General features: G+C 72.1%; 24 protein-coding genes. 15 read left to right on the top strand and 9 right to left on the bottom strand.

The features are described 5' to 3' along the window. Nucleotides 1–234: 234 nt before the first annotated feature. From ACZ4SW_RS04230 to ACZ4SW_RS04220, 3 genes are all read left to right on the top strand, one after another. Nucleotides 235–945, top strand: a complete 711-nt coding sequence (locus ACZ4SW_RS04230; protein ID WP_468237701.1) for a VIT1/CCC1 transporter family protein — start codon at nt 235–237, stop codon at nt 943–945. Between the two features lie 109 nt (nt 946–1,054). After that, nucleotides 1,055–1,936, top strand: a complete 882-nt coding sequence (locus ACZ4SW_RS04225) for a sterol desaturase family protein (protein WP_468237698.1) — start codon at nt 1,055–1,057, stop codon at nt 1,934–1,936. Then, nucleotides 1,933–2,568: a lysoplasmalogenase gene (locus ACZ4SW_RS04220; RefSeq protein WP_468237696.1), complete on the top strand. Its 636-nt coding sequence runs from the start codon at nt 1,933–1,935 to the stop codon at nt 2,566–2,568. Before ACZ4SW_RS04225 ends, ACZ4SW_RS04220 begins: the two co-directional genes overlap by 4 nt. Before the next feature lie 86 nt (nt 2,569–2,654). Here ACZ4SW_RS04220 and ACZ4SW_RS04215 read toward each other — a convergent pair whose 3' ends face one another. Both ACZ4SW_RS04215 and ACZ4SW_RS04210 read right to left on the bottom strand, forming a co-directional pair. Further along, a complete protein-coding gene (locus ACZ4SW_RS04215; protein WP_468237693.1) occupies nt 2,655–4,082 on the bottom strand; it encodes a CoA transferase in 1,428 nt (475 codons plus the stop codon). Nucleotides 4,083–4,202: 120 nt separating this feature from the next. Continuing rightward, nucleotides 4,203–5,729: a S8 family peptidase gene (locus ACZ4SW_RS04210; protein WP_468237690.1), complete on the bottom strand. Its 1,527-nt coding sequence runs from the start codon at nt 5,727–5,729 to the stop codon at nt 4,203–4,205. Between the two features lie 288 nt (nt 5,730–6,017). Between ACZ4SW_RS04210 and ACZ4SW_RS04205 the strand changes: the two genes are divergently transcribed. The 3 genes from ACZ4SW_RS04205 to moaA all read left to right on the top strand — a co-directional run bounded on the left by ACZ4SW_RS04205 (nt 6,018) and on the right by moaA (nt 9,135). Further along, the gene (locus tag ACZ4SW_RS04205) at nt 6,018–6,374 is read left to right on the top strand and encodes a DUF485 domain-containing protein (protein ID WP_468237687.1); all 357 of its coding nucleotides are present in this window, start codon (nt 6,018–6,020) and stop codon (nt 6,372–6,374) included. Further along, nucleotides 6,371–7,990 carry a solute symporter family protein gene (locus ACZ4SW_RS04200; protein WP_468237685.1) on the top strand — a complete coding sequence of 540 codons (1,620 nt, stop codon included), beginning with the start codon at nt 6,371–6,373 and terminating at the stop codon, nt 7,988–7,990. Before ACZ4SW_RS04205 ends, ACZ4SW_RS04200 begins: the two co-directional genes overlap by 4 nt. A gap of 155 nt (nt 7,991–8,145) precedes the next feature. After that, nucleotides 8,146–9,135 (top strand): GTP 3',8-cyclase MoaA, encoded by a 990-nt coding sequence (moaA, locus tag ACZ4SW_RS04195; RefSeq protein ID WP_468237683.1) that lies wholly within the window; start codon nt 8,146–8,148, stop codon nt 9,133–9,135. A 15-nt stretch (nt 9,136–9,150) separates the two neighbouring features. Here the strand turns inward: moaA and ACZ4SW_RS04190 are convergent, their stop codons facing one another. After that, nucleotides 9,151–9,369, bottom strand: a complete 219-nt coding sequence (locus tag ACZ4SW_RS04190) for a hypothetical protein (protein WP_468237681.1) — start codon at nt 9,367–9,369, stop codon at nt 9,151–9,153. Between the two features lie 213 nt (nt 9,370–9,582). Further along, on the bottom strand, nt 9,583–9,981 hold the full coding sequence (locus ACZ4SW_RS04185; protein ID WP_468237678.1) for a DUF3099 domain-containing protein: 399 nt from the start codon (nt 9,979–9,981) through the stop codon (nt 9,583–9,585). Nucleotides 9,982–10,248: 267 nt separating this feature from the next. Here ACZ4SW_RS04185 and ACZ4SW_RS04180 point away from each other — a divergent pair, with 267 nt between their 5' ends. Continuing rightward, nucleotides 10,249–10,524 (top strand): GlsB/YeaQ/YmgE family stress response membrane protein, encoded by a 276-nt coding sequence (locus ACZ4SW_RS04180; RefSeq protein WP_468237676.1) that lies wholly within the window; start codon nt 10,249–10,251, stop codon nt 10,522–10,524. A 67-nt stretch (nt 10,525–10,591) separates the two neighbouring features. Here the strand turns inward: ACZ4SW_RS04180 and ACZ4SW_RS04175 are convergent, their stop codons facing one another. Next, nucleotides 10,592–11,986: a metallopeptidase TldD-related protein gene (locus ACZ4SW_RS04175; protein WP_468237673.1), complete on the bottom strand. Its 1,395-nt coding sequence runs from the start codon at nt 11,984–11,986 to the stop codon at nt 10,592–10,594. Beyond that, the gene (locus ACZ4SW_RS04170; RefSeq protein ID WP_468237670.1) at nt 11,983–13,545 is read right to left on the bottom strand and encodes a TldD/PmbA family protein; all 1,563 of its coding nucleotides are present in this window, start codon (nt 13,543–13,545) and stop codon (nt 11,983–11,985) included. Before ACZ4SW_RS04170 ends, ACZ4SW_RS04175 begins: the two co-directional genes overlap by 4 nt. A gap of 219 nt (nt 13,546–13,764) precedes the next feature. Between ACZ4SW_RS04170 and fabG the strand changes: the two genes are divergently transcribed. The 3 genes from fabG (at nt 13,765) to ACZ4SW_RS04155 (ending at nt 15,868) form a co-directional block, all read left to right on the top strand. Next, nucleotides 13,765–14,484: a 3-oxoacyl-[acyl-carrier-protein] reductase gene (gene fabG / locus ACZ4SW_RS04165; RefSeq protein ID WP_468237668.1), complete on the top strand. Its 720-nt coding sequence runs from the start codon at nt 13,765–13,767 to the stop codon at nt 14,482–14,484. A 5-nt stretch (nt 14,485–14,489) separates the two neighbouring features. Then, a complete protein-coding gene (fabI, locus tag ACZ4SW_RS04160; RefSeq protein ID WP_389001674.1) occupies nt 14,490–15,257 on the top strand; it encodes an enoyl-ACP reductase FabI in 768 nt (255 codons plus the stop codon). Between the two features lie 242 nt (nt 15,258–15,499). Further along, nucleotides 15,500–15,868 (top strand): hypothetical protein, encoded by a 369-nt coding sequence (locus ACZ4SW_RS04155; RefSeq protein ID WP_468237666.1) that lies wholly within the window; start codon nt 15,500–15,502, stop codon nt 15,866–15,868. 7 nt (nt 15,869–15,875) lie between these two features. Here ACZ4SW_RS04155 and ACZ4SW_RS04150 read toward each other — a convergent pair whose 3' ends face one another. After that, the gene (locus tag ACZ4SW_RS04150) at nt 15,876–16,565 is read right to left on the bottom strand and encodes a FadR/GntR family transcriptional regulator (protein WP_468237664.1); all 690 of its coding nucleotides are present in this window, start codon (nt 16,563–16,565) and stop codon (nt 15,876–15,878) included. Nucleotides 16,566–16,653: 88 nt separating this feature from the next. On the opposite strand from ACZ4SW_RS04150, the gene ACZ4SW_RS04145 reads away from it, so the two are divergent. The 4 genes from ACZ4SW_RS04145 (at nt 16,654) to ACZ4SW_RS04130 (ending at nt 19,190) form a co-directional block, all read left to right on the top strand. After that, a complete protein-coding gene (locus ACZ4SW_RS04145) occupies nt 16,654–17,970 on the top strand; it encodes a CynX/NimT family MFS transporter (protein WP_468237661.1) in 1,317 nt (438 codons plus the stop codon). A 55-nt stretch (nt 17,971–18,025) separates the two neighbouring features. Further along, nucleotides 18,026–18,142, top strand: coding sequence for an SGM_5486 family transporter-associated protein (locus ACZ4SW_RS04140; RefSeq protein WP_468237659.1), 117 nt, complete (start codon nt 18,026–18,028; stop codon nt 18,140–18,142). 168 nt (nt 18,143–18,310) lie between these two features. Further along, complete coding sequence (locus ACZ4SW_RS04135) at nt 18,311–18,523, top strand: hypothetical protein (RefSeq protein ID WP_468237657.1); 213 nt, start codon at nt 18,311–18,313, stop codon at nt 18,521–18,523. A 148-nt stretch (nt 18,524–18,671) separates the two neighbouring features. After that, nucleotides 18,672–19,190, top strand: coding sequence for a SixA phosphatase family protein (locus ACZ4SW_RS04130; protein WP_468237654.1), 519 nt, complete (start codon nt 18,672–18,674; stop codon nt 19,188–19,190). Nucleotides 19,191–19,257: 67 nt separating this feature from the next. Here ACZ4SW_RS04130 and serB read toward each other — a convergent pair whose 3' ends face one another. Both serB and ACZ4SW_RS04120 read right to left on the bottom strand, forming a co-directional pair. After that, a complete protein-coding gene (gene serB, locus ACZ4SW_RS04125; RefSeq protein ID WP_468237652.1) occupies nt 19,258–20,469 on the bottom strand; it encodes a phosphoserine phosphatase SerB in 1,212 nt (403 codons plus the stop codon). 166 nt (nt 20,470–20,635) lie between these two features. Next, complete coding sequence (locus ACZ4SW_RS04120) at nt 20,636–22,519, bottom strand: streptophobe family protein (RefSeq protein WP_468238495.1); 1,884 nt, start codon at nt 22,517–22,519, stop codon at nt 20,636–20,638. 239 nt (nt 22,520–22,758) lie between these two features. On the opposite strand from ACZ4SW_RS04120, the gene ACZ4SW_RS04115 reads away from it, so the two are divergent. Then, nucleotides 22,759–25,272 (top strand): ABC transporter ATP-binding protein/permease, encoded by a 2,514-nt coding sequence (locus ACZ4SW_RS04115; RefSeq protein ID WP_468237650.1) that lies wholly within the window; start codon nt 22,759–22,761, stop codon nt 25,270–25,272. Nucleotides 25,273–25,283 lie beyond the last annotated feature (11 nt).

Raw genomic sequence — 25,283 nt, 5'->3', positions numbered from 1 at the left:
CGGCAGCGGTCCGCGCTGCATTCGCGCGGGGGGCGCACAACGGGGCGGCACGCGACGACAGTTCACGACCTGCCATACCGCCCAGGAGCCGGGGCGCGGGCCCGTGGGCTGTTCGGGCGCCTGCCCGAGGGGGCGTCAGGGGCGTGTGGGGGCGGGTTTCAGGGGGCCGCGGTACGCGTCCGGTGGACGAGTCGGTACGGCGCCGAGCGTGCCCCGAGTGCCATCCTCGGCCTTGTGATGGAACCCACGCACGACGAGGCACACGGCGGCGGGCTCGGCTCGCGGCTCAACTGGCTGCGGGCGGCGGTCCTCGGCGCCAACGACGGCATCGTCTCCACCGCCGGCCTGGTGGTCGGCGTCGCCGGGGCGACGACCGACCGCGGCACGCTGCTGACGGCCGGTCTGGCCGGACTGCTGGCCGGCTCCCTGTCCATGGCGGCGGGCGAGTACGTGTCGGTGTCGACCCAACGGGACTCGGAGAAGGCCGCGCTGGCCCTGGAGAGGCGGGAACTGCGGGAGCAACCGGAGGCGGAACTCGAGGAACTGACGGAGATACTGGAGCAGCGTGGCCTGTCCCGGGACGTGGCCCGCGAGGCGGCGGTGCAGTTGACGGCGCGCGACGCCCTGCGCGCCCACGCGCGCGTGGAACTCGGCATCGACCCCGACGAACTGACGAACCCCTGGCACGCGGCATGGGCGAGCTTCCTGGCGTTCACCGTGGGCGCCCTGCTCCCGCTGTTGGCGATCGTCCTGCCGCCGGCCGGGACGCGCCTGCCGGTGACGGTCGCGTCCGTCCTCGCCGCGCTCGTCATCACCGGCTGGACGAGCGCCCGCCTGGGCGCGGCGCAGCCGGGACGGGCCGTGGTGCGGAACGTGGTGGGCGGGGCCCTGGCCATGGGGATCACGTACGGCGCCGGGACACTGCTGGGAGCGGCGGGGGTGTGACCCGGCCCGGCCATTGGCGGAGATCGCCAAGAAGCAAGCGCGTACCGCAGGTAATACTTGTGGGTAACAACGTCTGGTCCCATCCGACCGGCGGTTCTACGGTGCACCCATGCCGAACCTGCCCGATGTCGTGCTGTGGTCCATACCCGCCTTCGTACTGCTCACCGTGATCGAGGTGGTGAGCTACCGGATCCATCCCGACGACGAGGAGGAGGGATACGACGCGAAGGACGCGGCGACGAGCATCAGCATGGGGCTCGGCAGCCTCTTCTTCGACTTCCTCTGGAAGATCCCGATCGTCGCGATCTACACGGGGATCCACGCCCTCACCCCGCTGCGCGTTCCCGTCCTGTGGTGGACCGTGCCGCTGATGCTCCTCGCCCAGGACTTCTTCTACTACTGGTCCCACCGGGAGCACCACGTCATCCGGCTCCTGTGGGCCTGTCACGTCGTCCACCACTCCAGCCGGAAGTTCAACCTCACCACCGCGCTGCGCCAGCCCTGGACGTCGCTGACCGTCTGGCCCTTCTACGTGCCCCTGGTCGCCGCGGGCGTGCACCCGGCGGCGCTCGCGTTCTGCTCCTCGGCGAACCTCGTCTATCAGTTCTGGATCCACACCGAGCGCATCGACAAGATGCCCCGTTGGTTCGAGTTCGTCTTCAACACCCCGTCGCACCACCGCGTGCACCACGCCTCCCAGGGCGGCTACCTGGACCGCAACTTCGGCGGCATCCTCATCGTCTGGGACCGGCTGTTCGGCTCCTTCGTCCCCGAGACCCGGCGGCCCGTGTACGGCCTGACCAAGAACATCCACACCTACAACCCGCTGAAGGTCGCCACGCACGAGTACGTGGCCATCGCCAAGGACCTGAAGAAGGCGCGCAGTTGGCGGGAGCGGGCCGGACGGGTGTTCCGCGGTCCCGGCTGGCAGCCCCCGGTGAGCACGGCAGCGGTCACCGCGGTGCCGACGGCCGAGGAGTCCGCCGCGTGAGACCCGGCAGCGAGCGCCACGCACGCGTGGCGCTCGTCGTCTTCTGGTGCGCGGTCGTCGTCGACCTGGCCTCCCTGGCCGCCGGCTGGTCCCCCGGCCACGTCCTCGCCAAGCCCCTCCTGATGCCCCTGCTCGCGCTCCACGCGCGCGTGCGGGGCGCGCCGCGCCCCCTGGTCGCCGCTCTGCTGTTCGGCTGGGGCGGCGACGTGCTGCTGCTGTCCCACGCCGGCCCCGCCTTCCTCGCCGGGATGGCCTCGTTCGCAGCCGGACACGTCTGCTACCTCGCCCTCTTCGGGCGGTACGGCGCTCCCCGTGCGCGGGGAGCACGGATCGCCGGGATCTACGGCGCCGCCCTCGTCGTCACCGTCGCCCTGCTGTGGCCGGATCTCCCGGCCGGCCTGCGCATCCCCGTCGCCGGGTACAGCCTGCTGCTCACGGCGATGGCGTACCGCGCGACGAGGCTCGGCCGTCCGGCGGCGCTCGGCGGGGCGCTCTTCATGCTCTCGGACACGCTCATCGCGACCGGCGTCGCCGCCTGGCCGCAGCTCCCGCGGCCCGACTTCTGGATCATGCTGACCTATGCGGCGGCGCAGTTCCTGCTGGTCCGGGGCACGCTCGCCACCGCCCGCTGATCACGACCAGCGGATCGGCAGCGGCAGCGCCGTCAGCAGGACCGAGACCGCGGCCACCGGACGGTGCGCTTCCCGCGGCCGCTGACTCAGTTGCCGAGCGGGTCCGGCTGCCACCGCGCCGGGTCCTGCCCCCACCGTCCCGCCGGCCGCGCCCAGTCGACGGGCCCGCCCGCGAAGCGGACCGGCGACAGGGCGTACCGCAGCCGGCCCAGCGGGCTGTCGGCCTCGGCGAGCCACGGCTCGGGGCCGTCATACGCCTCGCCGGCGTCCCCCCTGTCCCGGGCGCCTCCGGTGTCCCGGGCGGTCCCGCCCGTCAGCCAGGCCGCCGTCCGGGCCAGCGCCAGCCGCACCAGCCGGGTCCCGCCCTCCTCCGTCTGCTCGGTGAGGGACCGCAGGACCGCGCCGGCCAGGAGGTATCCCGTGCCGTGGTCGAGGGCCTGGGCGGGCAGCGCGCCCGGATGCTCCGGCGACCCCTCGGTCGCCGCGATGCCGGTGGCGACCTGTACCAGGCTGTCGAAGCCCCGCCGCTCGCCCCACGGCCCGTACGCGCCCCACGCCGACAACTGCGCCACCACGAGGCCGGGCCGCCGCTCGGCCAGTTCCTCCGGGGAGAGCCCGAACCGGTCGAGCGCGCCCGGGCGGTAGCCCGTCACGACGACGTCCGCCCGCGTCAGCAGTTCCTCGAAGCTCCGCCGGTCCGCGGGCGCCGCCAGGTCCAGGGTGGCGGACCGCTTCCCGATGTCCATGTCGGCGTGCTGGTCGGCGAGTTCGGGCAGACGCGGGCTGTCGATGCGCAGGACGTCCGCGCCGAGGAGCGCCAGCGTGCGGGTGGCCACGGGGCCCGAGATGACCCGGGTGAGATCCAGGACGCGGACTCCGGCCAGGGGCGGCAGCGGGGCACCGTCGAGCCGCACCAGGGGGCGTACGGGCGCCTTGTCGAGCCGCTCGCGGCCCACCAGCGGGTGTGCGGCGACGGCGCGACCCTGTTCGTGCGCCGCCCACTGGCCCGGCGTGCGCAGCGCGACCGCGAGCCCGCCGGCCGCGTACACGCGCTCCTCCACCTCGGCGGCCGACCGCTCGGCGAGCGCGGTGGCCACGCTGTCCACGGACGCGTCCGCCGCCAGTCCCAGAGCGGAGAACAGACGCTCCCGGTGGTGCGGGTAGTTCGCGTGCGTGCGCACCCAGCCGTCCGCCGTGCGCCAGAACCGGGACAGCGGCGCGAAGTTGACCGGTTCCCGTCCGTCGACCAGCAGATGCCGCTCGCTGTGGAAGGCGGTCGCCACGGCTCCGTCGTCGACCCGCACCTCGGGCACCTCCGGCAGCCCGGCCCGCCGCGCCGTCCACTCGGCGGCGGCCAGCGCGCACGCCCCGACACAGGCCCGCGCCATCTCCCGCACGGGCAGGCGCGCGGGCAGCGCCCCCTCCCGCACGACCGCCGTGATCCTCCGCACCAGTGCCGGAGCGCCGCCCAGAGCCGCCCACGCCACTTCCGTGTCCGTCACCGTGTCCGTCATGGGCAGCACTCTGCAGTACGGACGGGATCGGCGCGAGGGGCGGAGCCCGGGTGACGACCCGGACCCCGCCCGCGCCCGCGGGGCCCGCGGGCCCGCTCGGCGCACACGGCGTCTACGCGCTCACTTCGTCACGGCCTTCAGGGCGTTCACGATTCCCCAGCCGTAGAACCCGTTGCGGTTCTTCGAGCCCCGGCACACCGCGTCGACCTTGCCGTCGGAGTCGATGTCGTACGGATCCGTGCACGGTGTGGCGTCCGCCTCGGCGTACAGCAGTGCCTTCACCAGGGACGCCGGGGCGTGCGGATGGGTCGACTTGATGAGGGCGGCCACGCCCGCGACGTGCGGGGTCGCCATCGACGTACCCGCCATGTAGCCCCAGGTGCCGCCGGGCAGCGGGCCGAGGATCAGACCGCTGGTGGCCGGCGGGGCGGGGGTCTGGTACTTGGTGGAGTCGCCGCCGGGCGCGGCGACGTCGATGACGCCGTAACCGTAGTTGGAGAACGACGACTTGACGCCCTTGGCCCCGGTGGCGGCGACCGTCACCACGCCCGGCAACTGGGTCGGGATGTCGAAGCACCGGTGCGGGTCGATCACGCGGTCGCTCGGCGTTCCGTCGTTGGGGGAGACGGGGTCGGTGATCGAGTCGGCGTCCAGGTCGTAGTTCTCGTTGCCGGCGGCCGCCACGTTGACCGTGCCCTTGCCCTCCGCGTACCGCGAGGCCCGCGTGACGGCGTCGACGAGCGCCTTCTGGTCCGGGTCGTCGGTGCAGTTGAAGTACCAGGGGTCGGTGTAATAGCTGTTGTTGGTGACGTCGACGTGGTGCTCGGCCGCCCACACGAAGCCGCAGACCACGGCCTCGGTGTAGAAGTAGCCCGCCGTCGTGGCCACCTTGATGCCGGCCACGCGTACGCCCGGCGCGACCCCGGTGATGCCGACGCCGTTCTTCGCGCCCGCGATCTCCCCCGCGACATGGGTGCCGTGCGGGCTCTCCTGCGCGCTCGGCCGCCAGGCCCCGTCGGTGGTGTCCGGCTTGCCCGACACACAGTTGACGGACGCGTCCCGGTTGAAGTTGGGCGCGATGTCGGGGTGGGTGTCGTCCACGCCCGTGTCGATGACGGCCACGGTGACGTTCCGGCTGCCGAGGGTCTTCTCGTGCGCCTTGTCCGCCTTGATGGCGGGCAGATCCCACTGGAGCGGCTCGAGCGGGTCCTGCCCGTCGGCGGCCTTGGCGCTCGCCACCTCCCGGGAGGTGAGCACCTTCGGCGTGCCCACGTCGGTCGTCGACTGCGCGGGCAGGGGCGCGTTGCGGGTGGCACCCGCCGACTGCACGCCCGGCACGGTGCGGATCGTCCTGGCGAAGTCCGGGTTCGAGGAGTGGACGACGATCACGCCGATCTGGTCGTACGCGATCACCACGGTGCCGCCCGCGTCGGCGACGGCCTTCTTCACGCGCGCCGACGTGCCGTGCCCGGGACGGACGTTGACGACGTAGCTGAGGGCGGTCGCGTCCGCCGCCCCGGCCGTCGCCGCCGCAGGGGCCGTCGGCGCCGCGGACGCGGTCCCCGGCAGGAAGCCCAGTGAGGCGGTCAGCGACAGGGCGACGGGTACGGCGAGGGCGAGGCGGCGTCTCGAACGGCGATGAGCCATGGGTTCTCCACATCATCCGGAAACGTGAACCGGCCGGACCACGGGTGACGTGACCGGCAGGTACATGACGAGTGGTGCAGGGTGAAGCTATCCGCCGCGCCCGTCGGCCAGCAACAAGTTCAAGCGAAAGAAAAAAACCGAGTTGAACCGGCCCCCGCGCGGCGCCGTGACCCAGGACAGGAGGCCCTCACACGGCAGGAGGGCCTCTGTCGGATCACACTCGGGAGCGCTACGGTCGCAACCGGTTACGTGATCGCCGTCACCCCACCCGCAACGCGAGGAGACACCGTGGCCACCGACGCACCTCCCCCCTCGAGTACCGAACACGTCCTGCCGTCCGCCGAGGAGTTCAGCGCGGTCCAGCAGAGCGCCGAATTCTCCGAACTGCGCCGCGTCCACCGTTCGTTCGCCTTCCCGCTGACCGTGGCGTTCATCGCCTGGTACCTGGTCTACGTCCTGCTCTCGAACTACGCGGGCGACTTCATGGGCACCAAGCTCTTCGGCAACGTCAACGTCGCCCTCGTGCTCGGCCTCGCCCAGTTCCTCACCACGTTCCTGATCGCCTGGTGGTACGCGCGGCACGCCGCCGCCAAGCTCGACCCCAAGGCCGAGGCCATCAAGTCCCGGATGGAGGGCCGCGCATGAGCCCCGCACTCGTCCTGGCCGCCGGTGAGGCGAGCAAGCACCGGCCGCTGATCATCACCCTGTTCGCGGTGTTCGTCGCCGCCACCCTCGTCATCACGGTCTGGGCGGGCCGGCAGACCAGGAGCGCCGCCGACTTCTACGCGGGCGGACGGCAGTTCACGGCCTTCCAGAACGGCCTCGCCGTGTCCGGCGACTACATGTCCGCGGCGTCCTTCCTCGGCATCGCGGGCGCCATCGCCCTCTTCGGCTACGACGGCTTCCTGTACTCCATCGGCTTCCTGGTCGCCTGGCTCGTCGCCCTGCTCCTGGTCGCCGAGCCGCTGCGCAACTCCGGCCGCTACACGATGGGCGACGTCCTCGCCTACCGCATGCGCCAACGGCCGGTCCGCACCGCCGCCGGCACCTCCACCATCGTCGTGTCGATCTTCTACCTGCTGGCCCAGATGGCGGGTGCGGGCGTCCTCGTCTCCCTGCTGCTCGGCATCACCAGCGACGGCGGCAAGATCGGCATCGTCGCCCTGGTCGGCGTGCTGATGATCGTCTACGTCACCATCGGCGGCATGAAGGGCACCACCTGGGTGCAGATGGTCAAGGCCGTGCTGCTGATCGCGGGCGCCCTGCTGCTGACCTTCCTGGTGCTGCTGAAGTTCCACTTCAACATCTCCGACCTGCTGGGCAGGGCGGCCGACAACAGCGGCAAGGGGTCCGCCTTCCTGGAGCCCGGCCTGAAGTACGGCGCCACCGGCACCACCAAGCTGGACTTCATCTCCCTCGGCATCGCCCTGGTCCTGGGCACCGCCGGCCTGCCGCACATCCTGATCCGCTTCTACACCGTGCCCACCGCCAAGGCCGCCCGGAAGTCCGTGAACTGGGCGATCGGCCTCATCGGCGCCTTCTACCTGATGACCCTCGCCCTCGGCTTCGGCGCCGCCGCGCTGATCAAACCGGACGAGATCATCGCCTCCAACAAGGCGGGCAACACCGCCGCACCCCTGCTCGCCCTGCACCTGGGCGGGGTGGACTCCAACTGGGGCGCGATCCTGCTGGCCACCATCTCCGCGGTCGCCTTCGCCACCATCCTCGCGGTCGTGGCCGGCCTGACCCTGGCCTCCTCCTCGTCCTTCGCCCACGACATCTACGCCAACGTCATCAAGAAGGGCACCGCCACCGAGAAGCAGGAGGTGAACGCGGCCCGCTGGGCGACGGTCGGCATCGGCGCGGTCTCGATCGTCCTCGGCGCCCTGGCCCGCGACCTCAACGTCGCCGGCCTGGTCGCCCTGGCCTTCGCGGTCGCCGCCTCCGCCAACCTGCCGACGATCCTCTACAGCCTGTTCTGGAAGCGGTTCACCACGTCCGGCGCCCTGTGGTCGATCTACGGCGGCCTGGTCACCGCCGTCGGCCTGGTGCTGTTCTCGCCCGTGGTCTCCGGCAAGGAGTCGTCGATGTTCCCGCACGTCGACTTCCACTGGTTCCCGCTGGACAACCCTGGCATCATCTCCATCCCGGTCGGCTTCCTGCTGGGCTGGCTGGGCACCCTCCTGTCGAAGGAGGAGCCCGACACCGGCAAGTACGCCGAGCTGGAGGTGCGTTCGCTGACCGGCACCGGGGCCCACTGAGCCCGCGCGGCGACGGCCGCGTCGTCCGGATCCGCAGGGGCCTGCGACGCGGCCGCGCTCCACCTGGTGAGATCGGCCGCTGTCGATGTCGGTGCCGTCACGTAGGCTCGCAGGTGACGGGAAACCCGTGATCCGCGACGAGGGAGGGGGCCCACGTGCTCATCGACACCTACGGCCGGGTGGCCACCGACCTCAGGGTCTCGCTGACCGACCGGTGCAATCTGCGGTGCACGTACTGCATGCCCGAGGAGGGCCTGCAGTGGCTGGCCAAGCCCGACCTGCTCACGGACGACGAGATCGTCCGCCTGATCGACGTCGCGGTCACGTCGCTGGGCATCGAGGAGGTCCGCTTCACCGGCGGCGAGCCGCTGCTGCGTCCCGGCCTGGTCGGCATCGTGGAGCGGGTCGCGGCGCTTCGGCCCCGCCCCCAGATGTCCCTCACCACCAACGGCATCGGCCTCAGGCGCACGGCGGCGGCACTGAAGGCCGCGGGCCTGGACCGGGTGAACGTCTCGCTGGACACCCTGCGCCCGGACGTCTTCAAGACCCTCACCCGCAGGGACCGCCACAAGGACGTCCTCGACGGCCTCACCGCCGCCCGCGAGGCCGGCCTGACCCCGGTCAAGGTCAACGCGGTCCTCATTCCGGGCCTGAACGCCGACGAGGCCCCCGACCTGCTCGCCTGGGCGGTCGAGCACGACTACGAGCTGCGCTTCATCGAGCAGATGCCGCTGGACGCCCAGCACGGCTGGAAGCGCGACGGCATGGTCACCGCCGGGGACATCCTCGCCTCGCTGCGCACCCGGTTCGAGCTGACCCCGGAGGGCGCCGAGGAGCGCGGCTCGGCCCCGGCCGAACGCTGGCTGGTCGACGGCGGCCCGCACCGCGTCGGCGTCATCGCCTCCGTCACCCGCCCGTTCTGCGCGGCCTGCGACCGCACCCGCCTGACGGCCGACGGCCAGATACGCACCTGCCTGTTCGCCACCGAGGAGACCGACCTGCGCGGCGCGCTGCGCTCCGGCGCTCCCGACGAGGAGATCGCCCGCATCTGGCGGCTCGCGATGTGGGGCAAGAAGGCGGGCGCGGGCCTGGACGACCCGTCGTTCGTCCAGCCGGACCGCCCGATGTCGGCGATCGGGGGCTGAGCGCCCGGCCGGGGATCAGGCGCCTTCGGGCGCTTCCCAGTCCCGCAGCCCGACGACGTCCTTGAGGAACCCCCGCACACCGAGGAACTGCGTCAGATGCTCCCGGTGCTCCTCGCACGCCAGCCACGTCTTGCGGCGCTCCGGCGTGTGAATCTTCGGGTTGTTCCACGCCAGCACCCACACGGCGTCCGCGCGGCAGCCCTTGGCGGAGCAGATCGGGGTTTCGTCAGTCACGGCTTCGTCTCACAACCACGGCAAACAAGGCGACGCCGAGCAGCCACGGGGGGAGCTGCCCGGCGTCGGTCTGTCGCTCCGACGGGGGATGCGGAGCGCGTACGAAGTATGTCACGGGTAACCCAGTACCCGGCACCGGAACAACATGATTGATCTGAGCTTTTCCTGAGCTTGGCACTGGGTGCGATTCCGCTTCCCGGGCATCCGCCGTGCTCAGGTCCGCTCGCGCGGCTCGCCGGGGACTCCGGCCGCCGGCCACGCCGCCGCGTCGTCCTGGCCGGATTCCTTCGAGTCGTCCGCCGCAGGCGGCGTGATCATGGGACGCACCGGGACGTCGATGAACGTCGACGGCAGCGACGGCGCGTTCTCACGTCCGGCGTTCGCGACGACCACGGCGATGTAGGGCAGCACGGCCCCCAGCACCAACGCGATGATCGCGACGGGCCGCTCCACGTTCCACAGGGTGGCCGCGAGGATCACCGACACCGTACGGATGCTCATCGACACGACATAGCGGCGCTGCCGGCCACGCACGTCCGCCTCGAGCCCCTGCCGGGCGCCCGTGATCCGGAACACCTGGACGTTGCTGCCGCCGCCGCTCCGCTTCCGCATCACACTGCACCACCCGCCTGCCCCGGACTCTCCCCGGCCCGCACCTGCCCCGTAGCCGGTCAGGACCCGAGCCCGAACACTCACCACGTTACGCCGCGCCACGGCCGCCATCGAGACCGGGTCACCGCCTGCCTGCGCGAACGCGCGGCGCACCCCGCGTACGGGTGATCCCGACGTGCGGCGTACGGCGGGCGGCCGGACACTGGGCGTACTGCTCACGACTCACGTCGAGCCGTACGGACGTACGAGGGGTGCGAGGAGGCAGCCATGGGCTGGTTGTGGGCGATCATCGTCGGTTTCGTACTGGGCCTGCTGGCCAAGCTCATCCTGCCGGGCAGGCAGCACAGCCCGCTGTGGCTGACCACCCTCATGGGCACGATCGGCGGCCTCGTCGGCAACGCCGTCGCCCGCGCCATCGGCATCGCCGCCACCCCGGGCATCGACTGGGGCCGCCACGGCCTCCAGGTCGCCGCCGCGGTCCTCCTCGTCTTCCTCGGCGAGATGGCGTACATGACGCGCAGGGGCAGCAGACAGCGAGCCTGACGGCACGGCGCAGGGGCGGCCCCCGACGGGACCGCCCCACCGTTATGCCCACGGGCGCCCTACGGGGTCACACGCCCTGGCTGACCGAGCTCATGTTGAAGTCCGGAACCCGCACCGGCGGCATCGCGGCCCGGGTGAACCAGTCGCTCCATTCGCGCGGCAGCGTCCGCTCGGTGCGGCCGGCCTCGGTGGCGCGGCCCAGCAGATCGACCGGGGACTCGTTGAACCGGAAGTTGTTGACCTCGCCGGTGACCTCGCCGTTCTCCACCAGGTAGACGCCGTCCCGGGTCAGGCCGGTGAGCAGCAGGGTCGCCGGATCGACCTCGCGGATGTACCACAGGCAGGTCAGCAGCAGCCCGCGCTCGGTGTCCGCGACCATCTCCTCCAGGGAGCGGTCGGCGCCCCCGTCCAGGATCAGGTTCCCGATCGCGGGCGCGAGCGGCAGGCCGGTCAGGGCCGCGGTGTGCCGGGTGGTCGTCAGGTGCTTCAGCTCGCCCTCGCCGATCCACTCGGTGGCCTGCAGCGGCAGCCCGTTGTCGAACACCGAGAAGTCGTCGCCGGAGGCGTGCGCGACGACGAAGGGCGCGGTCTCCAGACCCGGCTCGTTCGGATCGCTGCGCAGCGTCAGCGGCAGCTCGGAGAGCTTCTCGCCGATACGGGTGCCGCCGCCCGGCTTGCTGAAGACCGTGCGGCCCTCGGCCGCGTCCCGCGCCGACGCCGACCACATCTGGTAGATCAGCAGGTCGGCGACCGCCGTCGGGGGCAGCAGCGTCTCGTAGCGGCCCGCGGGCAGTTCGATCCTGCGTTCCGCCCACGCCAGCCGCTGGGCCAGCTCCGCGTCCAGCGCCGCCGGGTCGACGTCCTTGAAGTCCCGGGTCGAACGGCCCGCCCACGCCGAACGCGTACGGTCGGGGGACTTCGCGTTGAGTTCCAGCGTGCCGTTCGGCTGGTCGTAGCGCAGACGCAGCCCGGCCGACGTGCCCACGTATGTGGAGACGAGTTCGTGGTTGGCGAAGCCGTACAGCTCACGGCCGCCCGCCCGCGCGCGGGCGAACGACTCGCCGAGCGCCGGCGCGAAGTCCGTGAAGACGGCGGAGGAGGTCTCGGCGGGCGCGTCCGTGAAGTCCGGCGACTCGGCCACCCCCGTCACCAGCGGCTGCGCGTCCTCGGCCGGCCCGGCGCCGCGCGCGGCGGTCTCCGCGGCCCGTACCAGCGGCTCCAGGTCCTCCGCCGTGACCGCGGCCCGGGAGACGACCCCGGAGGCCGTGCCGTCCTTGCCGTCGACGGTGGCGATGACGGTGAGGGTGCGCCCGCGCGTGACACCGTTCGTGGTCAGCCCGTTGCCCGCCCACCGCAGGTTGGCGGTGGAGTGTTCGTCGGCGATGACGACACACCCGTCCGCGCGGGACAGCTCGAGGGCGCGCTCGACGATCTCGTGCGGCTTGTTCGTACGGGCGCTCATCGGCCGGCCTCCTGCGTGGTGTTCAGAATGTTGACGCCCCGGAAGAGGGCCGACGGGCAGCCGTGCGAGACGGCCGCGACCTGACCCGGCTGGGCCTTGCCGCAGTTGAAGGCGCCGCCGAGGACGTACGTCTGCGGACCGCCGACCGCCGCCATGGAGCCCCAGAAGTCCGTCGTCGTCGCCTGGTAGGCGACATCCCGGAGCTGACCGGCGATCCGCCCGTTCTCGATCCGGAAGAACCGCTGCCCGGTGAACTGGAAGTTGTACCGCTGCATGTCGATCGACCAGGACCGGTCCCCGACCACATAGACGCCCCGGTCCACACCCCCGATGAGATCCTCCGTCGACAGCCCGGCCGGGTCCGGCTGCAGCGACACGTTCGCCATACGCTGCACCGGTACGTGCGCGGGGGAGTCGGCGTACGCGCAGCCGTTGGACCGCTCGAAGCCGGTGAGCCGCGCGATGCGCCGGTCGAGCTGGTAGCCGACGAGCGTCCCGTCCCTGACCAGGTCCCAGGACTGGGCCTCGACGCCCTCGTCGTCGTAGCCGATCGTCGCGAGCCCGTGCTCCGCCGTGCGGTCCCCGGTGACGTTCATCAGCTCGGAGCCGTACCGCAGCTTGCCGAGCTGGTCGAAGGTGGCGAAGGACGTGCCCGCGTAGGCGGCCTCGTAACCGAGGGCACGGTCCAGCTCGGTGGCGTGCCCGATGGACTCGTGGATGGTCAGCCACAGGTTGGACGGGTCGACGACCAGGTCGTACACCCCGGCCTCGACGCTCGGCGCGCGCATCTTCTCGGCGAGCAGCTCCGGGATCTGCTCCAGCTCCGAGTCCCAGTCCCAGCCGGTGCCCCTCAGATATTCCCAGCCGCGCCCGACCGGCGGCGCGAGGGTGCGCATGGAGTCGAACTCACCGGTGGACTCGTCCACCGACACCGCGGTGAGCTGCGGGTGCAGCCGCACGCGCTGCTGGGTGGTGACGGTCCCGGCGGTGTCGGCATAGAACTTGTTCTCGTGCACGGTGAGCAGCGAGGCGTCCACGTGGTTGACGCCGTCAGCCGCGAGCAGCCGCCCGCTCCACTCGGCCAGCAGTCCCGTCTTCTCCTCGTCGGGCACGGTGAAGGGATCGATCTCGTACGACGAGACCCACGTCTTCTCGGCGTGCACGGGCTCGTCCGCGAGCTCCACCCGCTCGTCGGACCCCGCCGTCTTGATCACCTGGGCCGACAGCCTGGCCATCGCCACGGCCTGCGACGCGACCTTGGCGGCGGCGTCCGGGGTCAGATCGACCCCCGAGGCGAACCCCCAGGCCCCGCCGTGCACGACGCGCACCGCGTACCCCAGGTCGGTCGTGTCCGAGGACCCGGCGGGCTTTCCGTCCCTGAGCCGCCAGGCGGCACTGCGCACCCGCTCGAACCGGAAGTCCGCATGCTCGGCCCCGAGCGACCGCGCACGGGCGAGCGCGGCGTCGGCCAGGGCCCGCAACGGCAGTGCCGTGAAGGCTTCGTCGATGGAATGAGGCACGGAGGTCTCCCTGCTGTCGTGGCCTGTCGGTCCGATCATGTCGCGCGGGCCGGGGCGCGGACCACACCTTTGCCTGACGGAGGCCGGCCCCGGCGCCCGGGGCCGTCTTCCGGGCGGACCCTTCTGTAGAGACCCGACAGTGAGTCCCCTACGTCACTGTCGGTGCCCGATTGTCCGCGCGGGCGGCCGGACCGATAGGTTTTCGCTGAAGGCGCCTGTCTCGCAGGGGTTCCAGACCGCTATGGAAAGGGTGATCCGTTGAGCCGCTCGGTTCTCGTCACTGGAGGCAACCGGGGCATCGGCCTCGCCATCGCCCGCGCGTTCGCCGACGCCGGCGACAAGGTCGCGATCACGTACCGCTCGGGTGAGCCGCCGGCCGCCCTGACGGAATTGGGCTGCCTCGCGGTCAAGTGCGACATCACCGACACCGAGCAGGTGGAGCAGGCCTACAAGGAGATCGAGGCCCAGCACGGCCCGGTCGAGGTCCTCGTCGCCAACGCCGGCGTCACCAAGGACCAGCTTCTGATGCGGATGTCCGAGGACGACTTCACCTCCGTCATCGAGACCAACCTGACCGGCACCTTCCGCGTCGTCAAGCGCGCCAACCGCGGCATGCTGCGCGCCAAGAAGGGCCGCGTGGTACTGATCTCCTCGGTCGTGGGGCTGCTCGGCTCCGCGGGGCAGGCCAACTACGCCGCCTCCAAGGCCGCCCTGGTCGGCTTCGCGCGCTCCCTCGCCCGTGAGCTGGGCTCGCGCAACATCACCTTCAACGTCGTCGCCCCCGGCTTCGTGGACACGGACATGACCAAGGTGCTCAGCGACGAGCAGCGCGAGAACATCGTGTCGCAGGTGCCGCTCGGCCGGTACGCGCAGCCGGAGGAGATCGCCGCGGCGGTGCGGTTCCTCGCCTCCGACGACGCCTCGTACATCACTGGAGCCGTCATCCCCGTTGACGGCGGACTGGGAATGGGTCACTGATCACCATGAGCGGAATTCTCGAGGGCAAGCGCGTCCTGATCACCGGTGTGCTGACGGAGGCCTCCATCGCCTTCCACGCCGCGAAGCTCGCCCAGGAGCAGGGCGCCGAGGTCATCCTGACCGCGTTCCCGCGGCCCACGCTGACCGAGCGCATCGCCAAGAAGCTGCCGAAGCCCACCAAGGTCGTCGAGCTGGACGTCACCAACGACGAGCACCTCGGGCGGCTGGCCGACGTCGTCGGCGAGGAGCTGGGCGGCCTCGACGGAGTCGTGCACTCCATCGGCTTCGCCCCGCAGGACGCGCTCGGCGGCAACTTCCTCAACACCCCGTTCGAGTCGGTCGCCACGGCCATGCACGTCTCGGCGTACTCCCTGAAGTCGCTGACCATGGCCTGCCTGCCGCTGATGCAGAACGGCGGCTCGGTCGTCGGCCTCACCTTCGACGCCCAGTTCGCCTGGCCGCAGTACGACTGGATGGGCCCGGCCAAGGCCGCCCTGGAGGCCACCAGCCGCTACCTCGCCCGTGACCTGGGCAAGCAGAACATCCGCTGCAACCTCGTCTCCGCGGGCCCGCTCGGCTCCATGGCCGCCAAGTCCATCCCGGGCTTCGACCAGCTGGCCTCCGTGTGGGACAGCCGCTCCCCGCTGGAGTGGGACCTGAAGGACCCGGAGCCGGCCGGCCGGGGCATCGTCGCCCTGCTGAGCGACTGGTTCCCGAAGACCACCGGCGAGATCGTCCATGTGGACGGCGGGCTGCACGCCATCGGCGCCTGAGCCCGCGCCGCGGGTGCGCCGCGGGGCACGTGAACGTGCACTCCCGGCCCGCGTCAGCGACTGCGCAATCGCTGACGCACCCGCATCGCCCGGTCGTACGAGGCCGACGCCCCGCTTCCCGCTCCGCGCGGGCAGCGGGGCGTCGCCCGTTCGGAGCACCTGGCCGGGCGTGCCGGTCCGTCCGGGACACACGCTGGGAGGACGCACCGCCCCGCACGCCGCACGGCCGAGGAGGTTCCCTTGTGCGCTTGTCCCACCGCTTCGCCCCGGCCTTCCTGTCCCTCGCCCTGGTGACGGTCCTGCCGTACGACGCCCTGCCGCCGCACGGGAAGCACGACGCGGCGCACGCGCGTGAGGACGGCGGAAAGTCAGCCGACCCGGAGCCCTTCGGCTCCGAGTGCCGGGTGACCGCCACCGGCGCCCACGTCGTCGCGTACTGCCACAACCCCTATCCGGACACCGATCACGTGAGCCTGCACATCGAGTGCGCCCAGTGGTGGGACATCGACACCGACACCGCCCCGCTCGAGGCGGGACCCGCGATGACCGTGCGGCTGACCGGGCGGTGCTGGGAGGCGGTGCGCTCGGCGTGGGTCACCCACCAGCGGTGAGCGGGCCTCAGCGGCCGGCGGAGTGCGGGCGCCCCGGAGCGCACATCAGGGGATAGCTCGCCGCCCGCGCGGCAGCCGTGTCGGCGTCGCCCGCGCGGATCGCGTCCACGAGCGGCGCGTGGTCCATGAACGTCCCAGGCGTCAGCTCCTCGCCGACGTCGCCGCGCAGCCAGTCCCGCAGCACCTCGCCCAGGTCCGCGTACATCGCGGTCATCACGTCGTTGTGCGAGGCGGCCACCACGGCCAGGTGGAACGTCGCGTCGGCGGTGACGAACGCCTCCGCATCGCCCGACTCCCACGCCTCCGCACGGCGCAGAAGGAGGGCGTCGAGCTGTTTGAGGTCGCGCTCGGTGCGCCGCTCGGCAGCGAGCCGGGCGGCGCTCGACTCCAGGGTGGCGCGCAGCTCGGCGATGTGGTTCGGGTCGGCGTCGGCGAACCGCCGGTGCATCACGCCCGCCAGCTCGCTGGTCGCCACGACGTAGGTGCCGGAGCCCTGGCGGATGTCGAGCAGACCGTTGTGCGCGAGTGCGCGGACGGCCTCACGGACCGTGTTGCGGGCGACTCCGAGCTGCTCGACCAGCTCGGGTTCGGTGGGGATGCGGGAGCCCACCGGCCATTCACCCGAGGTGATCTGGTTCCGCAGCTCGGCGATGACCTGCTCGGACAGCGCGGATCGGCGGGGGTGGCTCAGCGGCATGACGGTCCTTCGTGCGGGCCCGAGAGCGAGGCCGGATGACCGGGAGCGTAACGCGGCCGGAGTGGACGGCGAATCATCCTATGATTCTATGATGGTGCGCATGGCAACCGAAGAGACCGGGACGACGACGACCGCACCGATACGCGGTTCCCAGGGAACGCCGGCCGATGCCGAGGCCCCGGCCACGCGCGCGTGGCGGACGCGTCTGATGGTCGTCGGCATCGTCCTCAGCGCGCTCAACCTGCGGCCCGCCATCACCAGCCTCGGCGCCCTCCTCGAAGAGGTGCGCGACGGTCTCGGCATGAGCGGCAGCGTCGCGGGTCTGCTCACCTCCGTGCCGCCCCTCTGTTTCGCCGTCTTCGGCGTCATGGCGCCACGGCTGGCCCGACGCTTCGGGCCGGGCGCCGTGGTCTGCGCCGGAATGGCCGCGATCACCGCCGGCCTGGTGATCCGCCCGTACGCCGGGAGCACCGCCGGCTTCCTGGCCGCCAGCGCGCTCGCCCTGATGGGCATCGCGGTCGGCAACGTCCTGATGCCCGTGATCGTCAAGCGCTGGTTCCCCCACCGGGTGGGCTCCATGACGGGCCTGTACTCCATGGCGCTCGCCCTGGGCACCTCCGCCGCGGCGGCCCTCACGGTCCCCCTGACCGACGGCCTGGGCGGACGGTGGCAGTCCGGGCTCGCCCTGTGGGCGGCACTGGCGGCGGTGGCCGTCCTGCCGTGGATCCCGTTCGTCCGCGCCCGCGGTGCCGGTGACGCGGCCGGGGACACCGCCTCCGCGGCCGGCGACACCGCCTCCGCGCGCGTGGAGCCCGGCGGGCTGCGGATCACCCGGAGCCGTACCGCGTGGGCGCTGGCCGTCTTCTTCGGTCTCCAGGCCACGGCGGCCTACATCACGATGGGCTGGATGGCGCAGATCTTCCGCGACGCCGGGGTGCCCGCCGGCCGGGCCGGTGTCCTCCTGGCCGTCACCATGGCGATGGGCGTGCCCCTCGCGTTCGCCATCCCACGGCTGGCCGCCCGGCTCCCGCACCAGGGCCCCATCGTGATCGTGCTCGGCGTCTGCGGTCTGGCCGGATACGCGGGTCTGTACTGGGCCCCGGCGGGCGGCGCCTGGGCGTGGGCGGTGCTGCTCGGCATCTCCAACTGCGCCTTCCCGCTCGCGCTCACCATGGTGGGGATGCGGGCCCGCACCGGCGCGGGCGTGGCCAAGCTGTCGGCGTTCGCGCAGAGCACCGGGTATCTGCTGTCGATCCCCGGGCCGCTGCTGGTCGGCGTCCTCTACCAGCACAGCGGCGGCTGGGGCGGACCGCTCGCGCTGATGGCCGGGCTGATGATCCCGCAGATCGCGGTGGGCGTCCTGGCGGGCCGTGACCGGATCGTGGAGGACGAGGCGGCGCGCTGAACGACGGGACCGCCCCCGCCGCGGCCCGGGCGGGGGAGGGTGCGAAACTGGGCGTATGCCCGTGCTCGAACCGAATCCCCAGAACGGCCAGAAGAAGATGCTGCTCGTCTTCGGCGCGTTCTTCGCCATCTTCGCGATCATCGCCGTCATCGCGACGCTCGCCTCACCGTGACGGACCGGCGACGCCCCATGGTGGTGCTGGCCCCCCATCCCCTAGGGGGTGAGTGTCAGGGTCAAGTGGGTGGGTCACCGGATGGGTTGAGGGTCGCCGCCTCCGTACCTTCGAGATGTGGCCGCGAGACGCGGCCCCTGGACCACTCGAGGACCCACGGAGGCAGTCATGTCGGCCCGTACGCACACCCGGCCCCACCCGGCGACCACGGGCGGCGTCGACATGCGGTTGCCCTGGTGGGCCCTCGTCCTGCCCACGCTCGCCTTCGTCGCCCTGCTGACGCTGATACTCAACCCGGCGGACACCGGGGCCGGTGGCGACCCCGCACTCAGCCACCTCCTCGAGCGCGTGCAGCACGCGGTGACGCACCACGCACAGTGATGCGGGGCGACGGACGGTGACACCGGCGCGCGGCGTACGGGGCGGGCCCCGCGCGGGACGGCGGCGGTGCGGAGGCCGGTGAGCGGGCGGATCGCGGCGCTGCCAACTCCCTGCGCCCCTTGGCCTGTTTCGTGCGAAGCTGGGACTCATGAGCTCCGCAGAACCCCGCAGGATTGTCCTCTTCCGGCATGCGAAGGCCGACTGGCCGCAGGTTCCCGACCATGAGCGTCCGCTCGCCGACCGGGGCCGCCAGGACGCGGCCGCCGCCGGACTGAAGCTGGCCGAGACCGGCATCACCCTCGACCTGGCCCTGTGCTCCACCGCCACCCGCACCCGCGAGACGTGGAAGCTCGCCGTCCAGGAGCTGCCGCACCGGCCGAAAACCGTCTATGAGGAGCGGCTCTACGAGGCCTCGCCCGGCGAGCTCATCGCCGTGCTCAACGAAACCGCCGACGACGTGCGGAACGTGGTGCTGATCGGTCACAACCCCGGCATCCACGGCCTGGCGGACGTCCTGTCCGGCGAGACCGAGGGCGATGCCCGTGAGCGGCTGAGCCGACGCGGCTTCCCGGCCGCCGCCTTCGTCGTACTCTCCTTCGACGGCTCCTGGAAGGCGCTGGAACCGGGCACGGCCACCCTGCTCGACTACTGGGCCCCGAGCGAGTAAACACCCCGGCATCGCGACGGGGGCCCGGCACCAGACGGTGCCGGCCCCCCGTCGCGTCCAAGCCGCGTCAGCGGTCGTCGTCGTGCGCGTCCGCCGCCTCGACCTCTTCCCGGGTGACACCGAGCAGATACAGGACGGTGTCCAGGAAGGGGAAGTTCACCGCGGTGTGCGCGGCCTCGCGGACGACGGGCTTGGCGTTGAAGGCGACCCCCAGACCCGCCGCGTTCAGCATGTCGAGGTCGTTGGCCCCGTCCCCGATCGCCACGGTCTGCGCCAGCGGCACCCCCGCCTCGGCGGCGAACCGGCGCAGCAGTCGCGCCTTGCCCGCGCGGTCCACGATCTCCCCGACGACCTTGCCGGTCAGCTTCCCGTCGACGATCTCCAGGGTGTTGGCCTGCGCGAAATCAAGCCCGAGCCGCTCCTTCAGGTCGTCCGTGACCTGGGTGAAGCCGCCCGAGACGACGCCCACTTGGAAGCCGAGTCGTTTCAGCGTGCGGATCAGGGTGCGCGCGCCCGGCGTGAGCCGGACCTCCGCGCGCACCTTGTCCACCACGGACGCGTCGAGCCCCTTCAGCAGCGCCACACGCGCGTGCAGCGACTGCTCGAAGTCCAGTTCGCCGCGCATGGCGGCCGCCGTCACCTCGGCGACCTCCGCCTCGCAGCCGGCGTGCGCGGCGAACAGTTCGATGACCTCGTCCTGGATGAGCGTGGAGTCCACGTCCATCACGACCAGCCGCTGGGCCCGCCGGTGCAGACCGGCCGCGACGACGGCGACGTCGACACCGAGTGCCGCCGCGTCGGTCACCAGGGCGGTGCGCAGCGGCTCCGTCTCCACGCCCGACACGGCGAACTCGACCGCGGTCACGGGGTACTTGGCGAGCCGGAAGATACGGTCGATGTTGCCGCCGGCGGCCGCGATGCGAGCGGCGATCGCGGCGGTGGCGTGGGCGGTGAGCGGATGGCCGAGGACGGTGACGAGGGAGCGGCCGAGGCCGCGCGGACGGTTGTCGCCGATGCCGGAGATGATCTCCGCCTGCATCTTCATCGACTCGGCCCAGGTGTGGACGGTGGCCCGCAGATCGCCCTCGAGGCCGGACGGGGGCACGGTCACCAGGGCGCACAGCACCATCCGGCCCCGGGTGACGACCTGCTCGATGTCGACGACGTCGACGTGGTAGGCGGCCAGGGTGTCGAACAGGCCCGCGGTCAGGCCGGGCCGGTCCTTGCCGAAGATCTTGACAAGGAGAGTGGGGGCGTCGGAGGTCTGCACAGCGCTCATGGTGCTTCCACCGTATCCGGCGCCCCCTGCGCCCCGCCCGCCCGGTCCGCCCAGCGGACGGGGAACACTCGGTTGCGCCCAGATGGCGTAGGCGTTGCACGGCCGCGAAAGCGCAGGCCACCGGCGCGGCGTGAGCGCTGCGGACCCGACGTGGACGGCCGCCGGGTCAGCGCCGCCCGCGGGGCCGGTCGGGCGGAGGCGGCGGAGGCGGCGGAGGCGGCGGCGGGGGAGGCCACCGGTCGGAGGACGACGGAGTCCGCCGGCCCGGCCGCTTGGGCGGCTCGATCGGCCGGACCACGGTGGCCGCGCCATGGACATCGGCGGGAGGGGACGGCGCGGACTCGGCACGGGGCCCGTCGGGCGGGGCACCTCCCGCCGGGACGCTCCCGCCCTCCGCACCGTCCGGTGGCGCGCCGCCGGACGGCCCGGCCACGCGCGGCACGCCGCCGCGCCGCCCGCCGTCCCGCGGGGCGCCACCCGGCCGCGCGTCCTCCGGCTCGCCCAGCCCGTCCGGCAGCCGTAGATAGGGGTTCGTGTCCGGGTTCGGGGGCCGGTGGGGCCTGCTCGGGGCGTAGGGGCCCGGTGACTGCGGGACCGGCGGGTACCGCGGTGGCTCGGGCAGCCCCACCTGACCCGTCGCCAGTCGTGCCGCCCGGCTCCCCGCCGCCCCCGTCCCGTACGCCAGCAGCGCCCCGGCGGCCCCCGCCCCCGCCCCCCACACGGCACCCAGCAGCAGTGCCGTGCCCAGTCGCCCGTGCAACTGCACCGCCGCGCCGAACGCGTCGAACCCGAGGACCGACAGCGAGGCGTCCACCGACACCTCCGTCAACCAGGCCAGCAGCGGCAGCGCCAGCGCCGTCACGACCCCGAGCCGCAGCGCACAGCGCCCTGCGAAGCCGAGCGGACCCACCGGCCGTACGACCGCACCGGGCGCACCGGGGCCACGCGCTCCACCCCGGGCTCCTACGACGGGCGTACGCGCCGCCGTCAGGACGCCCGCGAAGAGCATCATGAGCACCGCGGCGACGACCAGCAGCCAGGCCCTGCCGTCCAGACCGGCCAGGCGTCCCACCGTGACGCGCTGGTCCGTCCCCACGCTCAGCAGCCGGTCCAGCGGAGCGGGCAGCAGTTTCAGCAGGCCGCCTGCGGCCCTGCCGTCCCACGGCACGAACAGGCCGAGCGGCACGCCCAGCCACGTGCCGTTGGGCGCCCCGAGCAGCGCGGCCCCCGCGATCCGCGCCGGATGACCGTCGCCGACCGCCGCGTACGCCGCCGCCGCGAGCCCGGCGACCACCGCCACCAGCAACACCGTCACCAGCGCGGACGCGGCGGGACGCACCACCCGGTGCACCGCGTCCCAGCCACGCGGCAGCGGGGTGCGCCGCGACGCGAGCAGCGCGATCACCAGCACACCGGCCGCCCACGCGGCGCCCCCCAGCAGCGTGGGCACCGTATCCACGGTGAAGCCGACCGCGGCCTTGGCGTCGACCAGGTCGCCGAGCCGGTCCGGCAGCAGGCCGCCGACGTCCCCGAGGCCGGGTACGCCGAGGCCGCCGCCACCTCCGCCCGGGAGGGGATCGAGCCCGAGAGCGCCCCCGTCGATGGTGATGACGTCATGCCCGGCCCACGCCAGACCGCCCAGCATCGCCACGAAGAGAACGACCACCGTGCCCGCCCGCACGAGGAGTTCGGACAGGCCGACCACAATTCCCGCAGCGCGCAAGGACCTGAGGAAGAACCAGCACAGCAGGAGCGCCCCCACCAGGCTCACACCGAGTGGCGTGATCTCGATGGCGGTGGTCGCCTCGGCGCCTTCCAGCCCGAACGCCGACACGTTCCCGGACGGCGTCACCGTCCCGTTCGCCCCAAGGGCCACGACCGCCGCGGTCATCGGCCCGAGCGAGCCCGCCGCGTCCGCCCGCAGCAGATGCAGACCGAGCGCCGCCGTCCCCGCCATCCCGATCAAAGCCCAGCTCACGGAGGCGATCGCGGACAGCAGGACATCCGTCCACGGCAGCCTCCCACCGTTCCGCACGGCCTCGATGCCCATGGTCAGCCCCCGATCCACGCCGCGGCAATCCACCGTGGATGTCCCGCCTCGCGTGGATTACCACTCTCCGACCGGGTTTCCGCTCCGTCAACGGCGCGCGTACCAGTGCGTCTACGCCCCTTCCAGGAGGCCCGACTTTCGGTCACGGGACAGAGCCTGAAATAGTTCCCCACGATGTTCGACATCCCTAGACTCCCCGTGATGGGGGCAATTCGGGGGACAACTCACTGGGGCATGGAGTGCCTGAACTCGTACTGGAATTGAACGGACGCAGCTGGACGCTCGACGCGTCCAGGACGTACACCCTGGGGCGTGATCCGCAGGGGGACATCGTGCTCGACGACGCCAGGGTCTCCTGGCGCCACGCCACGATCAGCTTCACCGGCCGCAGTTGGGTCATCGACGACCACGGCAGCACCAACGGCACCTTCATCCAGGGCCGACGGATCCAGCAGACGGAGATCGGCCCCGGCTCGGCCGTGCACCTGGGCAACCCGACCGACGGACCGCGCCTGACCCTGTCCGGCGCCCCGGCCGCCGTCGCCGCCCCGCAGGCCCAGCCCCAGCGGCAGCCGTACGCGGCCCAGGCCGCCGGCCCCGGGTGGGCCCAGCAGGCCCCGCAGCCGCAGGCACCCCAGCCGGCCCGGCAGCAGCCGCAGCAGGCGGCACCGCAGATCCCGCAGCAGCAGGGTCACGGCGGCGGTGCGGGCGCGCCGCCGGTCTACGGCGACCGCAGCCCGACCACGTTCCACCAGCTCGCCCTCGGCCGGGTGATGCGCATCGGCCGTGCGCTGGAGAACGACCTGGTCGTCTCCGACCTCCAGGTCTCCCGCCACCACGCCGAGTTCCACGCCACGCCCGACGGCCGCTTCGAGATCCGCGACCTGGGCTCGCACAACGGCACGTTCGTCAACGGTATGCCGATCGGCAAGGGCGCCTCGGCGCTGCTCGGCCCGAGCGACATCGTCGGCGTCGGCCACTCGACGTTCCGTCTGGTCGGCGACCGGCTCGAGGAGTTCGTCGACACCGGTGAGATCTCCTTCTCCGCCCGCCACCTCACCGTCACGGTCGACGGCGGCAAGCAGATCCTCAAGGACGTCTCCTTCGGCGTCCCCGAGAAGTCGCTCATCGCGGTCATCGGCCCCTCCGGCTCCGGCAAGTCCACGCTGCTGAAGGCGCTCACCGGATACCGGCCCGCCAACCAGGGCGACGTCCTCTACGACAACCGGAACCTCTACAAGCAGTTCGCCGAACTGCGCCAGCGCATCGGCCTGGTCCCGCAGGACGACATCCTGCACAAGGAGCTGAGCGTCAAGAAGGCCCTCAAGTACGCGGCCAAGCTGCGCTTCCCCGCCGACACCACGGCCGCCGAGCGCGAGGCCCGCATCGACGAGGTGCTGCGCGAACTGAAGCTGGACGTCCACAAGGACAAGAAGGTCACCTCACTCTCCGGCGGTCAGCGCAAGCGCGTCTCGGTCGCCCTGGAGCTGCTCACCAAGCCGTCGCTGATCTTCCTGGACGAGCCGACCTCCGGTCTCGACCCGGGCATGGACCGTGACGTCATGCAGCTCCTGCGCGGCCTCGCCGACGACGGCCGCACCGTCCTCGTCGTGACCCATTCCGTGGCCGAACTGGCCCTGTGCGACAAGCTGCTGGTGATGGCGCCGGGCGGCGCCGTCGCCTACTTCGGGCCGCCGGAGGAGGCGCTGAACTTCTTCGGCTACGAAACCTGGGCCGATGTGTTCTCCGCCTTCGAGAACTACCGCGACTACGACTGGGCGGGCCGCTGGAAGGGCTCGGAGCACTACCGGATGTACGCCGCGGACATCGACGCGGTCGCCCCGCAGTCGGTGCACATGCCGCCGCCGCAGGCGATCAAGCCGCCCAAGCCGCAGAGCTGGCTCTCCCAGCTCGGCACCCTGGTCCGCCGGTACGTCGCGGTGATCGCCTCCGACAAGGGCTTCCTGGCCCTGACGGTGATCCTCCCGGCGGTGCTCGGCGCGGTGAGCCTGCTCATCGACCACAACAGGGGCCTGCTGGTCAACCCGGTCAACCCCAGGACCGGCATCCACGTCCCGAACGGCACCGCCACCACGGTCCTGCTGATACTCGCGGTCGGCGCCTGCTTCGCGGGCGCCGCGAACTCCGTCCGTGAGCTGATCAAGGAACGGGTCATCTACGAGCGGGAACGCGCCACCGGCCTGTCCCGTTCCGCGTACCTGATGTCGAAGGTGTTCGTCCTGGGCGTCATCACGGTGCTGCAGGGCCTCATGGTCGGCCTGATCGGCTTCTCCAGCCGGGAGATCCCCGCCCAGGGCGTCGTCCTCGGCGACGCCACGCTGTTCGAGCTGTGCGTGCCCGTCATGGCCCTGGGCTTCACCTCGATGATGTTCGGCCTGGTCATCTCCGCCCTGGTGAAGACCGCCGAGAAGACCATGCCGCTGCTGGTCATGTTCGCGATCATCCAGGTCGTCTTCACCGGCTGCCTCTTCACCCTGCACGGCACGCTCGGCGTCAACGAGTTCTCGTACCTGATGCCGTCCCGCTGGGCGGTCGCCGCCGCCGGTGCGACGCTGGACTTCAACAACATCGCGCCCAACACGGACGACCCGACCAGCACGGATCCGCTGTGGAACCACACGGCCGGGGCCTGGACCCTCGACATGATCGCCCTGATCGCCCTCGGTGTGGCCTGCGGCTTCCTTGTGGCCCGCTTCCTGCGCCGCCACGAACCCGAGGTCATGCGCAAGTAACCGGTCGCACG

It is taken from the genome of Streptomyces sp. NPDC028331, from assembly GCF_055565775.1.
This window is presented reverse-complemented; position numbering and strand designations above follow the sequence as displayed.

Coding starts and splice junctions, on each gene's coding strand:
- ACZ4SW_RS04145 (WP_468237661.1), top strand. CDS start 16,654: ATGATGGTGCGCATGGCAACCGAAGAGACCGGGACGACGACGACCGCA.
- ACZ4SW_RS04150 (WP_468237664.1), bottom strand. CDS start 16,565: ATGCCGCTGAGCCACCCCCGCCGATCCGCGCTGTCCGAGCAGGTCATC.
- ACZ4SW_RS04120 (WP_468238495.1), bottom strand. CDS start 22,519: ATGGGCATCGAGGCCGTGCGGAACGGTGGGAGGCTGCCGTGGACGGAT.
- serB (WP_468237652.1), bottom strand. CDS start 20,469: ATGAGCGCTGTGCAGACCTCCGACGCCCCCACTCTCCTTGTCAAGATC.
- ACZ4SW_RS04185 (WP_468237678.1), bottom strand. CDS start 9,981: ATGCGGAAGCGGAGCGGCGGCGGCAGCAACGTCCAGGTGTTCCGGATC.
- ACZ4SW_RS04135 (WP_468237657.1), top strand. CDS start 18,311: ATGTCGGCCCGTACGCACACCCGGCCCCACCCGGCGACCACGGGCGGC.
- ACZ4SW_RS04210 (WP_468237690.1), bottom strand. CDS start 5,729: ATGGCTCATCGCCGTTCGAGACGCCGCCTCGCCCTCGCCGTACCCGTC.
- ACZ4SW_RS04175 (WP_468237673.1), bottom strand. CDS start 11,986: ATGAGCGCCCGTACGAACAAGCCGCACGAGATCGTCGAGCGCGCCCTC.
- ACZ4SW_RS04180 (WP_468237676.1), top strand. CDS start 10,249: ATGGGCTGGTTGTGGGCGATCATCGTCGGTTTCGTACTGGGCCTGCTG.
- ACZ4SW_RS04130 (WP_468237654.1), top strand. CDS start 18,672: ATGAGCTCCGCAGAACCCCGCAGGATTGTCCTCTTCCGGCATGCGAAG.
- ACZ4SW_RS04170 (WP_468237670.1), bottom strand. CDS start 13,545: ATGATCGGACCGACAGGCCACGACAGCAGGGAGACCTCCGTGCCTCAT.
- ACZ4SW_RS04140 (WP_468237659.1), top strand. CDS start 18,026: ATGCCCGTGCTCGAACCGAATCCCCAGAACGGCCAGAAGAAGATGCTG.
- ACZ4SW_RS04200 (WP_468237685.1), top strand. CDS start 6,371: ATGAGCCCCGCACTCGTCCTGGCCGCCGGTGAGGCGAGCAAGCACCGG.
- fabI (WP_389001674.1), top strand. CDS start 14,490: ATGAGCGGAATTCTCGAGGGCAAGCGCGTCCTGATCACCGGTGTGCTG.
- ACZ4SW_RS04225 (WP_468237698.1), top strand. CDS start 1,055: ATGCCGAACCTGCCCGATGTCGTGCTGTGGTCCATACCCGCCTTCGTA.
- ACZ4SW_RS04215 (WP_468237693.1), bottom strand. CDS start 4,082: ATGACGGACACGGTGACGGACACGGAAGTGGCGTGGGCGGCTCTGGGC.